The sequence below is a fragment of the Promicromonospora sp. MS192 genome, assembly GCF_049532985.1.
Classification (GTDB): Bacteria; Actinomycetota; Actinomycetes; order Actinomycetales; family Cellulomonadaceae; genus Promicromonospora.
This window is the reverse complement of sequence record NZ_CP186693.1, coordinates 1,268,335-1,282,644: the sequence shown is the minus strand read 5'-3', so window position 1 is coordinate 1,282,644 and position 14,310 is coordinate 1,268,335. Positions and strand designations below refer to the sequence as shown.

Sequence of the window (14,310 nt, the reverse complement as noted above, 5' to 3'; positions counted from 1 at the left end):
GCGCCCTGTGGTGGTGTACAACTCCCGGAACGGTTCTCGGGTCACGACCGCAGAGCGAGCGTGCGCGGGCGCACCGGGGCGGGCAGCTCGGTGCTGCCCTGCAGGTAGGTGTCGACGGCTGCGGCCGCGGCGCGGCCCTCCGCGATCGCCCACACGATGAGGGACTGTCCCCGGCCCGCGTCGCCGGCCACGAACACACCCGGCAGGCTAGCGGCGTAGTCGTCGCCGCGCGCCACGAGGCCACGATCCGTGATCTCCGCGCCGGTCTGCTCCTCCAGGACGCCGGTCTCGGGACCGGTGAAGCCCATGGCCACGAGCACCAGGTCCGCCGGGATCTCGTGCTCCGTGCCGGGCGCCGGCACGCGGCGGCCGTCGGGGAGGTACTGCGTCTCGGCGACTTTGAGGGCGCGGACGTTGCCGTCGGCGTCCGGCAGGAACTCGACCGTCGAGGCCAGGTAGGTGCGCTCGCCGCCCTCCTCGTGCGAGGTCGAGACCTCGAACAGGATGGGGTCGGTCGGCCACGGCTGGTGCGCGGGACGCTCCAGCGGCGGCTTCTTGCCGATGGCCAGGGTGGTGACGCTCGCGGCGCCCTGACGGAGCGCGGTGCCGAGGCAGTCCGAGCCGGTGTCGCCGCCGCCGATGATGATCACGTGCTTGCCGGCCGCCGACGGGGCGCCCTCGGGCAGCACGTCCGGCGTGCCCGCGGCCACCGCGTGGTTCGCGGGGGTCAGGTAGTCCATGGCGAAGTGGATGCCGGCCAGGTCCCTCCCCGGCAGGGGCAGGTCACGGGGCACGGTGGCACCCGTGGCGACCACGACGGCGTCGAACCGGCGGCGCAGCGCGTCCCAGCTGATGTCCTCGCCGATGGTGACGCCCGGGCGGAAGCGGGTGCCCTCGGCCTCCATCTGGGCGAGGCGACGGTCGATGTGCGACTTCTCCAGCTTGAAGTCCGGGATGCCGTAGCGCAGCAGGCCCCCGATGGCGGGGTCGCGCTCGTAGACGACCACGGTGTGGCCGGCGCGCGTGAGCTGCTGCGCCGCGGCCAGCCCGGCCGGGCCGGAGCCGACGACGGCGACCGTCGACCCCGTGAGGCGCTCCGGCACGTGCGGGGTGACCAGGCCGCGGGCGAACGCCTCGTCGATGATCGAGACCTCGACGTTCTTGATGGTCACCGCGGGCTGGTTGATGCTCAGCACGCAGGACGACTCGCACGGCGCCGGGCACACGCGGCCCGTGAACTCCGGGAAGTTGTTGGTCGCGTGCAGCCGGTCGATCGCATCGGCCCACTGTCCGCGCCAGACCAGGTCGTTCCAGTCCGGGATGAGGTTGCCCAGCGGGCAGCCCTGGTGGCAGAACGGCACGCCGCAGTCCATGCAGCGGCCCGCCTGCTCCTTGAGGAAGGGCTGGCCCTCCGCCCGGTGGGCGTGCGTGTCCTTCCAGTCCCGCAGGCGCACCTCGACGGGCCGGTTCGGCGGGAGCTCCCGCTCCCGGACCTTCAGAAATCCTCGGGGGTCAGCCACGTGCCACCTCCATGATCTGGTTCCACACGGACGGGTCCCACTGGGACGTGCCCGAGATGTCGGTGCCGGCGGCCTCCGCCTCGGCGAGGGCGAGGCGCACGCGCGCCCAGCCCGGGGGCAGCAGGCGGCTGAACCGCCCGCGTGCCGTCTCGGGGTCGGCCAGGAGCTCCGCCGCGACGGCCGAGCCGGTCTCGGCGTGGTGCCGCTCCAGCAGGCCGCGCACGGTCTCCCAGTCGGCGTCGTCCAGGACGGCGACGGCGAGCTCGCCCGCCTCCAGCGCCGCCTGGTTGACCCGGGAGACCCGCAGGTCCAGGAAGTACGCGGTGCCACCCGACATGCCGGCGCCGACGTTGCGGCCCGTGGGGCCGAGCACCAGCACGGTGCCGCCCGTCATGTACTCGCAGGCGTGGTCGCCCACGCCCTCCGCGACCAGGGTGGCGCCGGAGTTGCGCACACCGAACCGCTCCCCCACGCGCCCGCGCAGGTAGACCTCGCCGGACGTCGCGCCGTAGCCGATCACGTTGCCCGCGATGACGTCGGCGCCGCCGAGGACGGCCGCCTTGTCCGGGCGCACCGCGATGCGGCCGCCCGACAGGCCCTTGCCGACGTAGTCGTTGGCGTCACCGAACAGGCGCAGGGTGATGCCCCGGGGCAGGAACGCGCCCAGCGACTGGCCGGCCGACCCGGTCAGGACCACCTCGATCGTGTCGTCGGGCAGGCCCTCGCCGCGGTACCGCTTGGTCACCTCGTGGCCGAGCATGGTGCCGACCGTCCGGTTCACGTTGCGCACGGGCAGGTCGATCCGCACGCGCTCCCCGCGCTCCAGGGCCGGGGCCGCTGCCGCGACGAGCTGGTTGTCCAGCGCCCGCGCCAGGCCGTGGTCCTGCGCCGTGGTGTGGCGCAGGGACGAGCCCTCCTTGAGCTGCGGCCGCGCGAGCACGGGCGCCAGGTCCAGGCCCTGGGCCTTCCAGTGGTCCACGGCCTTGCGGGTGTCGAGCACCTGCACCTGGCCCACGGCCTCCTGGAGGCTGCGGAAGCCCAGCGCCGCCAGGTGCTCGCGCACCTCCTGGGCGATGAACTCGAAGAAGTTCACGACGAACTCCGGCTTGCCGGTGAACCGGCTGCGCAGCTCGGGGTTCTGCGTGGCCACGCCCACGGGACAGGTGTCCAGGTGACAGACGCGCATCATGACGCAGCCCGAGACCACCATGGGCGCGGTCGCGAAACCGAACTCCTCGGCGCCGAGCAGCGCCGCGACGATCACGTCGCGACCCGTCTTCATCTGGCCGTCGACCTGCACCACGATGCGGTCGCGCAGGTCGTTGAGCACGAGGGTCTGCTGGGTCTCGGCCAGGCCGATCTCCCAGGGCGTGCCGGCGTGCTTGAGCGACGTGAGCGGCGAGGCGCCCGTACCGCCGTCGTGCCCCGAGATGAGCACGACGTCGGCGTGCGCCTTGGACACGCCCGTGGCCACGGTGCCCACGCCGAACTCGCTGACCAGCTTCACGTGCACGCGCGCGTCCGGGTTCGCGTTCTTCGCGTCGTGGATGAGCTGGGCCAGGTCCTCGATCGAGTAGATGTCGTGGTGCGGCGGCGGCGAGATGAGGCCGACGCCCGGCGTCGAGTGGCGGGTCTTGGCCACCCACGGGTACACCTTGGGCCCGGGCAGCTGACCGCCCTCGCCGGGCTTGGCGCCCTGGGCGAGCTTGATCTGGATGTCCGTGGCCTGGGTCAGGTACTCCGCGGTCACCCCGAACCGGCCCGACGCGATCTGCTTGACGCGCGAGCGGCGCTCGTCGTCGTACAGGCGCTCCGGGTCCTCGCCGCCCTCGCCCGTGTTGGACCGGCCGCCCAGGCGGTTCATCGCGATGGCGAGCGTCTCGTGCGCCTCGGCCGAGATGGAGCCGTAGGACATGGCGCCCGTGTTGAACAGCTTGACGATCTCGCTGACCGGCTGGACCTCGTCGATCGGCACGGGCTCGCGGTCCGGGCTGAAGCGCAGCAGGCCGCGCAGCGTCATCAGGCGGTTCGACTGCTCGTCCACGCGCCGCGTGTACTGCCGGAAGATGTCCATCCGGCCCGAGCGCGTGGCGTGCTGCAGGCGGAACACCGTCTCGGGGTCGAACAGGTGGTCCTCGCCGTCGCGCCGCCACTGGTACTCGCCGCCCGTGGTCAGGCGCTCGCCCGGCTTCTTGTTGCCGGACGGCGGGTACGCCTCGGCGTGCCGCGCCGCGACCTCGGCCGCGATGACGTCCAGGCCGATGCCGCCCAGGCGCGAGGTGGTGCCGGTGAAGTAGTCGTCGACCAGGTCCTGCGAGAGGCCGATCGCCTCGAAGATCTGCGCGCCCCGGTAGGACATGATCGTGGAGATACCCATCTTGGACATCACCTTGAGCACGCCCTTGCCGAGCGCCTTGATGAGGTTGGCCACGGCCTTCTCGGGCGTGACGTCCAGGTAGCCGCGACGGGCCAGGTCCTCGACGGTCTCCATCGCGAGGTACGGGTTGACGGCGGCCGCCCCGTAGCCGATGAGCAGCGCGACGTGGTGCACCTCGCGCACGTCACCGGCCTCCACCACCAGCGAGACCCGGTTACGGGTGTGCTTGCGCACCAGGTGGTGGTGCACGGCGCTGGTCAGGAGCAGCGACGGGATCGGCGCCAGCTCGGAGGTGGCGTCACGGTCCGAGAGCACGAGGAAGCTCGCGCCCTCCTCCACGTACCGGTCGACGTCGGCGAAGATCTGCTCCAGGCGGGACAGCAGCGCGGCGCCGCCGCCCGACACGTCGTACAGGCCCGGGATGGTCTCGGCGTGGAACAGGCCCTCCAGCTCCCGGTCGCGCTCGACGTGCACCACCTTGGCGAGCTGGTCGTTGTCCAGCACGGGGAAGCCGAGCACGAGCTTGCGGGCGTGCTCCGGCAGGTCGGCCAGCAGGTTCGGCTCCGGGCCGATGGCGCTGCCGATGGCCGTGACCAGCTCCTCGCGGATCGCGTCCAGCGGCGGGTTGGTCACCTGCGCGAACATCTGCGTGAAGTAGTCGAACAGCAGGCGCGGGCGCTGCGACAGCACCGCGACCGGGGTGTCGGAGCCCATGGCACCGAGCGGTTCGCCGCCGGTGGTCGCCATCGGCGACAGGATGACCTTCAGCTCCTCCTCGGTGTACCCGAAGGCCCGCTGACGGCGGCGCACCGACGCCGGGCTGTGCGCCACGTGCTCACGCTCGGGCAGCTCGTCGAGGTGGACGGAGTGCTCGCGGATCCAGTCCCCGTAGGGGTGGCGGGCGGCGAGGCCGGACTTGACCTCCTCGTCCTCGACGATGCGGCCGGAGCCGGTGTCGACGAGGAACATCTTGCCGGGCTCCAGGCGGCCCTTGCGGACCACCGTGGCGGGGTCGATGTCGAGCACGCCGGCCTCGGAGGCCAGCACGACCAGACCGTCCTCGGTGACCCACCAGCGCCCGGGGCGCAGGCCGTTGCGGTCCAGCACGGCGCCGATCAGGGTGCCGTCGGTGAACGTGAGGGAGGCGGGGCCGTCCCACGGCTCGATGAGGTTCGCGTTGTACTGGTAGAAGGCCCGCAGCGCGGGGTCCATCCCGGTGTTGTTCTCCCAGGCCTCCGGCACCATCATCAGCACCGAGTGCGGCAGGGAGCGGCCCGACAGGTGCAGCAGCTCCAGCACCTCGTCGAAGCTGGCGGAGTCGCTCGCACCCGGCGAGCACACCGGCTGCAGCGGCTTCAGGTCGCCCAGCAGGTCGGACTCCATGGTGCCCTCGCGCGCCGCGACCCAGTTGCGGTTGCCGCGCACGGTGTTGATCTCGCCGTTGTGGGCCAGCAGCCGGAACGGCTGGGCCAGCGGCCACGACGGGAACGTGTTGGTGGAGAACCGCGAGTGGACCAGCGCGAGCTCGGTGGCGTACCGCGGGTCCGACAGGTCGGGGAAGAACGGCTCGAGCTGCGCCGTCGTCAGCATGCCCTTGTACGTCAGGGTGCGGGCGCTGAGGGACGCGAAGTACAGGCCCACCTCGTTCTCGGCGCGCTTGCGCAGGCGGTAGCAGCGGCGGTCCAGGTCGATGCCGGACAGGCTCCGCGAGGGGTCGGCCACCACGATCTGGCGGAACACGGGCATGGACGCGCGCGCCGTCGGGCCGACGATCCCGGCGTCCACCGGCACGTCGCGCCAGGCCAGCACGTCGAGCTTCTCCTCGGCGGCCAGCGCCTCCACGCGGCGCACCACGGCGTCACGCTCGGCGTCGTCGGTCGGCAGGAACGCCGTGCCGATGGCGTACATGCCGGCGGGCGGCAGGTCGACGCCCACCACGTCGCGGACGAACGCGTCCGGGATCTGGGTCAGGATCCCGGCGCCGTCGCCGCTGTCCTCCTCGGCGCCCACCGCACCGCGGTGGTCGAGGTTCAGCAGGGCGGTCAGCCCGGCGTCGACGATGTCACGCCCGGGCGTGCCACGCAGGGTCGCCACGAAGGCGACGCCGCACGCGTCGTGCTCGGCCGCCGGGTCGTACAGGCCGCCGTCCGTCCTCTGCGCGGGCAGCCCAACCTTCTGTGCAAGCAACGGCTTGGTCATGGGTCCTCACAGGCGCCCGGCACGCCGGGCGCAGTCTTGCGGTGGTCCGGGACGACGGCGGCCCGGTCGGTCAGGGGGCTCGTCGTCCGGTGGTCCCGGCGGCCGCGCCCCTCAGGTGCGCGCGGAGGCGTCCGCGTCGGACTCCTCCACTGCTGCTGTCTTGCCTTCCTCCGGCTCGGCCTCGGCCTCACCGGTCCCTGCAACTGCTGGGTCAGGTGCCGGCTCGGCACGCGGGCCGAGCGGCGGTTCGTCGTCCTGCGGCCGCAGCCGTACCGACTCTTCCCTGGTGGGGAACCTCCGAGCCAGCACGATCGAGACCACCAGGGCTGCCAGGCCCAGCAGGATCGAGGTCCAGACGTTGAGGCGGAGCCCCAGCACCACCTCCGCATCGTCGATGCGGAGCATCTCGATCCAGACCCGTCCGAGAGTGTAGAGCAGGACGTACGCCCAGAATACCCGCCCATGACCCAACTTGAACCGACGGTCGAGAAACAGCAGGGCTCCGGCCATCACGAGATTCCACAGGAGCTCGTACAGGAACGTCGGGTGGAACAGGGTGCCCTCCGGGTACGGCACGCCCGTGGCCGGGTTGGTCACCAGGTACCCGGTGTCGATGTGCAGACCCCAGGGCAGCTCGGTGGGCCGCCCGTACAGCTCCTGGTTGAACCAGTTGCCGAGCCGGCCGACGGCCTGCGCCACGAGCAGGCCGGGCGCCACGGCGTCGGCGAACGACGAGAACCGCACCCCCTGCCTGCGGCAGCCGAGCCACGCGCCGACGGCGCCGAGCGCGACGGCGCCCCAGATGCCCAGGCCGCCCTCCCAGACATAGAGCGCCGCGACGGGGTCGCCCCCGCCGGAGAAGTTCTCGCCGAAGTACCGGTCGGGCGAGGACAGCACGTGGTAGAGACGTCCGCCGACGATGCCGAACGGCACCGCCCAGAACGCGATCTCCAGCACGTCCTCGGGGTTGCCGCCGCGGGCCCCCCACCGCCGGGCCGTCAGCCACACCGCGAGCACGATGCCGGCGAGGATCGCCAGCGCGTAGGCCCGCAGCGGGAAGATGCCCACGTACCAGGTGTGCTCGGCGGGACTGGGTATCCCGGCGGCCACCTCGCTCGCTGCGGGCAGCACTGCGGACGCCTCGGCGGCCAGGTCGGCCACCAGGGCGGCCGGCAGTGCGGTCAGCAGCGTCACGGTACCTCTCCGGGGACGGCGGTCGCGCCGGCGGGTGCGGTGGCGCGAGCCGACCGTACCCCGGCGGCGAGGTCCTCCGTCACCTCGGCCAGATTCGTGAGACGGGCCGCCCATGCGGCGTCGTCCAGCGGGCCCTCGGCCAGCAGCGGCCGCACCAGGGCCGAGCCGACGATGACACCGTCCGCGAAGCGGCCCACCTCGGCGGCCTGTGCCCCGCTGGAGACGCCCAGGCCGACGCAGACGTTCGCCGCGCCCGCGGCACGCGTGTCCGCGACGAGCTGCTCCGCACGCGAGCCCACCTGGGCACGCTCGCCGGTCACCCCCATGAGCGAGGCGGCGTAGACGAAGCCGCGCGACGCGTCGACCGTCAGCCGCAGCCGCTCCGCGGTGGTGCTCGGGGCCACCAGGAACACGCGGTCCAGCCCGTGCGCCTCGCTGGCCGCCAGCCAGTCGGCGCCCTCGTCCGGGATCAGGTCCGGCGTGATCAGCCCGGCGCCACCCGCGGCCGCGAGATCGCGCGCGAACGCGTCCGCCCCGTACTTGAGCACCGGGTTCCAGTAGGTCATGACGAGCACGGGGACGTGCGGCGCGTAGTCGGTCAGCGCCCGCACCACCCGGAAGACGTCGCGGACCCGCGCACCGGCGTCGAGCGCGCCCTGCGCCGCGGCCTGGATGACCGGGCCGTCCAGGACGGGGTCGGTGTACGGGATGCCGAGCTCGATGACGTCCACGCCGTGGTCGATGATCGTCCTGAGGGCCTCGATCGACCGGTCCACGGTCGGGTAGCCCACGGGGAGGTAGCCCACCAGCGCGGGCCGGTCCTCCTGCGTGCGCAGCCGGTCGATCAGCTCGGCCGTCGGCGACGTCGTGCGCGGCGTACCCGCCGCCTCGGTCACGGTGCTCATCCCCGGCCCTCCTGTCGTTCCAGCTCCTCGGCCGCCGCGCCGCCCTCCAGCAGCCCGAACCACCTGGCCGCCGTGGCCACGTCCTTGTCGCCGCGCCCGGAGAGGTTCACCAGGACCAGCAGCGGCTCGCCGTCCGGCCCCGTGCGCCCCTCGTCCGCCGCGGCCCGGCCCACCCGCAGGGCGCCCGCCAGGGCGTGCGCCGACTCGATGGCCGGGATGATGCCCTCCGTGCGGCACAGCAGGCGGAACGCCTCCATGGCCTCGTCGTCGGTCACGGGCTCGTACGTGGCGCGACCCAGGTCGTGCAGCCAGGCGTGGGCCGGGCCGACGCTCGGGTAGTCCAGGCCGGCGGACACCGAGTGGCTGGGCAGGGTCTGCCCGTCGTCGTCCTGGAGCAGGTAGGAGCGGGCACCGTGCAGCACGCCCGGCGCGCCGCCGCTGAACCGGGCCGCGTGCAGGCCGGAGCCGATACCCTCGCCGCCGGCCTCGAACCCGTACAGGTCCACGCCCTCGTCGTCGAGGAACGCGTTGAAGATGCCCAGCGCGTTGGACCCGCCGCCCACGCACGCCGCCACCACGTCGGGCAGGCGCCCGGCGCGCTCGAGGATCTGCTCGCGCGCCTCCTCGCCGATGATCCGGTGGAACTGGCGCACCATCTCCGGGAACGGGTGCGGGCCCGTGACGGTGCCCAGCAGGTAGTGCGTCGTCTCGACGTTGGCGACCCAGTCGCGCAGGGCCTCGTTGATCGCGTCCTTGAGCGTGCGCGACCCGATCTTGACCGGCACCACCTCGGCGCCCAGCAGGCGCATGCGGGCCACGTTCAGGGCCTGGCGGCGCGTGTCCTCCTCGCCCATGTAGACCACGCACTCGAGGTCCATCAGGGCGGCCGCGGTGGCGGTGGCGACGCCGTGCTGGCCCGCCCCCGTCTCCGCGATGAGCCGCTTCTTGCCCATCCGCTTGACCAGCAGGGCCTGGCCCAGCACGTTGTTGATCTTGTGCGAGCCGGTGTGGTTGAGGTCCTCCCGCTTGAGGAACACCCGCGCGTTGCCCGCGTGCGCGGCGAACCGCGGCACCTCGGTCAACGGGCTCGGCCGGCCCGTGTACTCACGGTGCAGGCGCTGCAGCTCCGCCGCGAACGCCGGGTCGCCGGCCGCCTTGCGGAACTCGGTGTCCAGCTCGTCGAGCGCGGCGATGAGCGCCTCGGGCACGAACCGTCCGCCGTACCGCCCGAAGTACGGGCCGGAGACGTCAGCAAGCTTCACGTCGGTCACCTGGGTTCCTTTCGCAGCGGGGTCAGGACGGGCGGACGGACTTCAGCGACGGGTGCGAGCCCGCCGCGACCAGGTCGGCCACCGAGGCACGCGGGGCGCCGTCGGTCACGAGCGCCTCGCCCACCAGGACGGCGTCCGCCCCGGCACGCGCCATGTCCATCACGTCGTGCGGGCCGCGGATGCCGGACTCCGCGATCTTGACCACGTCGTCCGGGATGTACTCGGCGAGGCTGCTGAACAGGCCCCGGTCGAGCTCGAGGGTCTTGAGGTTGCGGTGGTTGACGCCGATCACGCGGGCCCCGGCGTCGACCGCCCGGCGGACCTCCTCGAGGCTGTGCGTCTCCACCAGGGCGGTCATGCCGAGGGAGTGCACCCGCTCGACGAGCGACTCCAGGACGGTCTGCTCCAGCGCCGCCACGATGAGCAGCACGAGGTCGGCGCCGTGCGCGCGCGCCTCCCACACCTGGTAGGGCGTGACCACGAAGTCCTTGCGCAGCACCGGGATGTCCACCCGGCCGCGCACCGCGTCCAGGTCGGCCAGCGAACCGTTGAACCGGCGCTGCTCCGTGAGCACCGAGATCACGGACGCGCCGCCGGTCTCGTACTCGACGGCGAGTGCCGCCGGGTCGGCGATCGGCGCCAGCGAGCCCTTGCTGGGGCTCGACCGCTTCACCTCGGCGATCACCGAGACGGCGTCCGCCTGCTTGAGCCGGCCGACGCACTCGAGGGCTCCGGGCACCGCGGCGGCGCGCTCCTTGAGCGCGTCGAGAGACACCCTCGCCTCACGCTCCGCGAGGTCCTCACGAACCCCCGCGACGATGTCCTCCAGGACCGACATGTGATGAGCCTCCCCGTGGCCTTGCTCTGTTCTCGTCATACGCCTCGAACGCTTGACTGATCTGCTTGCTCGGCTGCTCGCCGCCCGGCACGCCGGTGTGCGTGCCCGCCGCGGACGTCCGCCCCCACCGCCATCGTAGGCGGAGCCGGGGTGTGGTCCTGACCACTCCCGGACCGTGAGACGACGCCTCGTCAGATCCCGGTCGGATCCCGGTCGGATCCCGCTCTGGTCCCGCTCTGGTCCCGCCGGGATCAGAGCCAGGGGGTCAGGTACGGCTGCAGCGCGGGGAGGTTGCGGGCCACGAAGAACGCGAGCGCGACGCCCAAGGTGACCCAGCCCGCGGTGCTCGACAGCCCCCGGACCGGCCGCCCGCGGGCAGCGGACACCAGCCAGGCCACCCAGAGGGCCACCACCACGGGGGCGGCGACGGTCCACAGGGCGTTGGCCGACCACGCGCCCGCGAGGTCGAGGTGCGCCAGGTCGTGCGTGGCCCGCAGGCCCCCGCACAGCGGGCAGGCCAGGCCGGTCAGCTCCAGCAGCGGGCAGAACCCGTAGGAACCGCGCACGTGCGGGTCGCGGACGGCCAGCAGGAGCGTGGCCGCCGCGACGGAGGCACCGGTCAGCAGCGGCGCCCGGAGCGCCCGCGGGAGGCCGCCGTTCCCGGCAGCCGCCGGGGCGGCGGGCTTCCCGGCCTGCTTCCCGGCCTGCTCAAGAATGGGTCCCACCCGCCAGGAAGCGGGCGACCACCAGCACGATGACGCCCGCCAGGATGGCCAGCGAGATCCAGCCGAGCACGACGCCGGTCAGCGCCATGCCCTCGTTGTCGGCCTCGCCGGCCCGCACGGCGCGCCGGCCCTGGTTGCCGAGGATGATGGCGGGCACGCCCGTGAGGGCGCCGAGCGCCAGCACGACCGACGCGAGGCCCAGCACCAGCGACCACACCCCCAGGCTGTTGCGGGGGTGGGAGCGGGGCGCTGCGGCCATCGCGAGCTCGGTCATGGCGGACCTACCGCTGGACCTTCTTCTGACCGAGCCCCAGGTTGCGCAGCACCAGGCCGGCGATCAGCGAGACACCGATCACGACGAAGCCGAGCACGAACACGACGCCCCAGGAGGACGAGGTCTGCGCCACGATGACACCCCACGAGGAGATCAGCACGCCCAGCGTGATACCGACCATCGTCACCCACGCAGCGACCGTGTGGCCGTGGTTGTGCGGCGGGACCGCCGGCGGCAGGTAGGCGATCTCGGGCTTGTTCTCGGTCATCGCAGGTGGGTGCCTTTCGTGTCGTGCGGTACGCGCTCAGCCTAACCGCTCACCGGCAGGTGAGCGGCCCGGGGGGTCAGCGCCCGGTCGGGTCGTCGCCGCGGGACAGGGCGTCCCAGGCGTCGTGGGGGTCGATCTCGCCGTCGGGCTCGTTCTCGGGCCCGGCGTCGGGCTCCGTCGTGCCGGCGCCGGCGGCGGGCTGGGTGCCCGGGGCGGCCTGGCCGCCCGCAGCGGGCGCGCCCGCGCGCTCGTGCCGCCCGGACGTCGCCGCCCAGCCGCGGGCCGCCACGGTGCCCCAGACGGCGACGACGACGGCCAGCACACCGGTGGCCACGGCAGCCCATGGCCACGCCGTCAGCACGACGGGCGACGTGAGATCCGTGACACCGCTGGAGGCGGACGCGGCAGCGGTGGCCGCCGGGGTCGGGTCGGCGACGACGGCGAGCGTGCTGACCACCACCAGGACGCCGGCCGCCGCCGCGACGACGAGGGCCACGTACCGGGCCACCCGCCCCGTGAGGGCGCACGCGATCCCGGCGGCGAGCAGCACGAGCGCCCCGGCGCCGACGCCGGGGGCCGCCGAGGTCCCCGCGGCGGCGACGGCCACCTCGGGCTCCAGCGCCGTGGCGACGGTGGTGGTCACCCAGGTGGGCGACCCCGTGCCGAAGGTGAGCGCGCCCAGGACGAGCAGCGCCAGGACGGTGCGGGTCCGGGTCACTCGGCGCCTCCGGAGGTCCGCAGCGGCGCCAGCCGGGAGGCGAGCTGCACGGCGCGCACCGCCGCGGCGGCTTTGTTCCGCGACTCGGCGTACTCCAGGGCGGGCACCGAGTCGGCCACGATGCCGCCGCCCGCCTGGACGCTGGCGCGGCCGCCGGAGATGTACGCGGTGCGGATGGCGATGGCCATGTCCATGTTGCCGCCGAAGTCGAAGTAGCCGCACACGCCGCCGTAGATGCCGCGGGAGGCGGGCTCCAGCTCGTCGATCAGGGCGATGGCCCGGGGCTTGGGCGCACCCGACAGGGTGCCGGCCGGGAACGTCGCCCGCAGCGCGTCCAGGGCGCTGCGGCCGGCACGGAGCCGGCCCACGACGGTGGAGCAGATGTGCATGATGTGGCTGAACCGCCGCACCTTCATGAACTCGACCACCTCGACGCTGGTCGGCTCGCAGACCTTGACCAGGTCGTTGCGGGACAGGTCGACGAGCATGATGTGCTCGGCCCGCTCCTTGGGGTCGGCCAGGAGCTCCTCGCCGAGCTCGGCGTCCTCCTCCGGGTGCGCGCCGCGCGGCCGCGAACCGGCGATCGGGTAGGTGGTGACGTGGCCGTCGTCGACCTTGACCAGCGTCTCCGGGCTCGAGCCCACGACGGAGAACTCGGTGCCGTCCGGCTTGGCCAGGTGGAAGTAGTACATGTACGGGCTGGGGTTGATGGTCCGCAGCGCGCGGTACACGTCCAGCGGGTCGGCCGGGCAGTCCAGGTCGAGGCGCTGGGAGAGCACCACCTGGAACACCTCGCCGTCGCGGATCGCCTCCTTGCCGGCGAGCACCGCGTCCTCGAACTCCTGGCGGGTCGAGCGGAACTCCAGCTCCGGCTCCGGGACCTCGGCCACGACCGACGTGACGCGCGGTCCGGCGGCGGCGAGCCGGGCCTCCATGGCGTCCAGCCGGGCCACGGCGTCCGCGTGGGCCTCGTCGACACGGTCGTCGGTGGCGTCGGCGTTGATCGCGTTGGCGACGAGCCAGACCGTGCCCTCGCGGTGGTCGACCACGGCCAGGTCGGTCGCGAGGCACAGGGCGAGCTCCGGCGCACCCACCTCGTCCGGCGCGGTGGCCGGCAGCGTGGGCTCCCAGTGCCGCACCACGTCCCAGCCGAGCACGCCCGCCAGACCGCCGGTGAGCGGCGGCAGGTTGGCCACGCCGGGCGTGCGCAGCGCGTCGAGGGCGGCTTCCAGCACGTCGACGACGTCGCCCTGCGTCGGGATGCCGACCGGCACGTCACCGGTCCAGACGGCCTGTCCCCGGTCGCTGGTCAGCGTCGCGCGGGATGCGACGCCGACGAACGACCACCGCGCCCACACCCCGGACTCGGCGGACTCCAGGATGAAGCTGCCGGGCCGGCTCCCGGCGAGCGTGCGATAGAGGCCGACGGGCGTCGCGTCGTCGGCCAGCAGCGGGCGGACCACCGGGATCACCCGGCGGTCGGCGGCCATCGCGCGGAACTCCGGCAGGCTCGGCCAGGTGCGGCCCCACGGCAGGTCGGCCGGCGCGGTCGCCGGGCTCGCCTCGTGGGTGGCTGGCTGGCTGTCGAGCTGGGTCACCGGGTCTCCTCGTCCTGCTGGTCGCGTTCGCCCACCACCGCGCCCAGGTCACCGCCCGCGTCGAAGCACGTGCGGGTGCCCGTGTGGCAGGCGGCTCCCACCTGGTCCACGCGGACCAGCAGGGCGTCGCCGTCGCAGTCGATGCTCGCGGCCTTGACGTACTGGGCGTGCCCGGACGTGTCCCCCTTGCGCCAGTACTCCTGGCGGCTGCGCGACCAGAACGTCACCCGGCCCTCGGTGAGGGTGCGGCGCAACGCCTCGTCGTCCATCCAGCCGACCATGAGCACCTCGCCCGTGTCGTGCTGCTGGACGACGGCGGCCACCAGGCCGGCGTCGTCCCGCTTGAGCCGGGCTGCGATCGTGGGATCTAGAACTTCGGGCACCAGAGAATCCTGCCACGTCCGCGACCCCCGCCCCCACCGG

Annotated in this window: 12 protein-coding genes; all 12 read right to left on the bottom strand. The window is 73.4% G+C overall.

Going from position 1 to position 14,310, the window contains the following annotated elements; translation table 11 throughout:
• Nucleotides 1–41: 41 nt before the first annotated feature.
• The 12 genes from ACO229_RS05740 to hisI all read right to left on the bottom strand — a co-directional run bounded on the left by ACO229_RS05740 (nt 42) and on the right by hisI (nt 14,270).
• Entirely contained in the window at nt 42–1,520 is a 1,479-nt protein-coding gene (locus ACO229_RS05740; protein ID WP_397430365.1) for a glutamate synthase subunit beta, read from the bottom strand.
• Nucleotides 1,513–6,096, bottom strand: a complete 4,584-nt coding sequence (gene gltB, locus ACO229_RS05735) for a glutamate synthase large subunit (protein ID WP_397430366.1) — start codon at nt 6,094–6,096, stop codon at nt 1,513–1,515. The genes ACO229_RS05740 and gltB overlap by 8 nt, the downstream gene beginning before the upstream one ends.
• A 111-nt stretch (nt 6,097–6,207) precedes the next feature.
• Nucleotides 6,208–7,290, bottom strand: coding sequence for a prolipoprotein diacylglyceryl transferase (gene lgt, locus ACO229_RS05730; protein ID WP_423464094.1), 1,083 nt, complete (start codon nt 7,288–7,290; stop codon nt 6,208–6,210).
• Nucleotides 7,287–8,195, bottom strand: a complete 909-nt coding sequence (gene trpA / locus ACO229_RS05725) for a tryptophan synthase subunit alpha (protein WP_423464093.1) — start codon at nt 8,193–8,195, stop codon at nt 7,287–7,289. Before trpA ends, lgt begins: the two co-directional genes overlap by 4 nt.
• Nucleotides 8,192–9,466, bottom strand: a complete 1,275-nt coding sequence (trpB, locus tag ACO229_RS05720) for a tryptophan synthase subunit beta (protein ID WP_423464092.1) — start codon at nt 9,464–9,466, stop codon at nt 8,192–8,194. Before trpB ends, trpA begins: the two co-directional genes overlap by 4 nt.
• Nucleotides 9,467–9,488: 22 nt before the next feature.
• The gene (gene trpC, locus ACO229_RS05715) at nt 9,489–10,304 is read right to left on the bottom strand and encodes an indole-3-glycerol phosphate synthase TrpC (RefSeq protein ID WP_397417305.1); all 816 of its coding nucleotides are present in this window, start codon (nt 10,302–10,304) and stop codon (nt 9,489–9,491) included.
• Nucleotides 10,305–10,555: 251 nt separating this feature from the next.
• The gene (locus ACO229_RS05710) at nt 10,556–11,029 is read right to left on the bottom strand and encodes a DUF2752 domain-containing protein (protein WP_397430370.1); all 474 of its coding nucleotides are present in this window, start codon (nt 11,027–11,029) and stop codon (nt 10,556–10,558) included.
• Nucleotides 11,013–11,303 (bottom strand): DUF4190 domain-containing protein, encoded by a 291-nt coding sequence (locus ACO229_RS05705; protein ID WP_397417301.1) that lies wholly within the window; start codon nt 11,301–11,303, stop codon nt 11,013–11,015. The genes ACO229_RS05710 and ACO229_RS05705 overlap by 17 nt, the downstream gene beginning before the upstream one ends.
• Nucleotides 11,304–11,310: 7 nt before the next feature.
• Nucleotides 11,311–11,571, bottom strand: a complete 261-nt coding sequence (locus ACO229_RS05700; RefSeq protein WP_397417299.1) for an HGxxPAAW family protein — start codon at nt 11,569–11,571, stop codon at nt 11,311–11,313.
• A gap of 76 nt (nt 11,572–11,647) precedes the next feature.
• Nucleotides 11,648–12,289, bottom strand: a complete 642-nt coding sequence (locus tag ACO229_RS05695; RefSeq protein WP_423464091.1) for a Trp biosynthesis-associated membrane protein — start codon at nt 12,287–12,289, stop codon at nt 11,648–11,650.
• Nucleotides 12,286–13,887 (bottom strand): anthranilate synthase component I, encoded by a 1,602-nt coding sequence (locus ACO229_RS05690; protein ID WP_423464090.1) that lies wholly within the window; start codon nt 13,885–13,887, stop codon nt 12,286–12,288. Before ACO229_RS05690 ends, ACO229_RS05695 begins: the two co-directional genes overlap by 4 nt.
• The gene (gene hisI, locus ACO229_RS05685; RefSeq protein WP_397417293.1) at nt 13,884–14,270 is read right to left on the bottom strand and encodes a phosphoribosyl-AMP cyclohydrolase; all 387 of its coding nucleotides are present in this window, start codon (nt 14,268–14,270) and stop codon (nt 13,884–13,886) included. The genes ACO229_RS05690 and hisI overlap by 4 nt, the downstream gene beginning before the upstream one ends.
• Between the last annotated feature and the right edge of the window lie 40 nt (nt 14,271–14,310).

Bases quoted from the DNA above. Each gene is read 5' to 3' on its own strand.
- ACO229_RS05705 (WP_397417301.1), bottom strand. From the start codon at position 11,303: ATGACCGAGCTCGCGATGGCCGCAGCGCCCCGCTCCCACCCCCGCAAC.
- ACO229_RS05700 (WP_397417299.1), bottom strand. From the start codon at position 11,571: ATGACCGAGAACAAGCCCGAGATCGCCTACCTGCCGCCGGCGGTCCCG.
- trpA (WP_423464093.1), bottom strand. From the start codon at position 8,195: ATGAGCACCGTGACCGAGGCGGCGGGTACGCCGCGCACGACGTCGCCG.
- trpC (WP_397417305.1), bottom strand. From the start codon at position 10,304: ATGTCGGTCCTGGAGGACATCGTCGCGGGGGTTCGTGAGGACCTCGCG.
- gltB (WP_397430366.1), bottom strand. From the start codon at position 6,096: ATGACCAAGCCGTTGCTTGCACAGAAGGTTGGGCTGCCCGCGCAGAGG.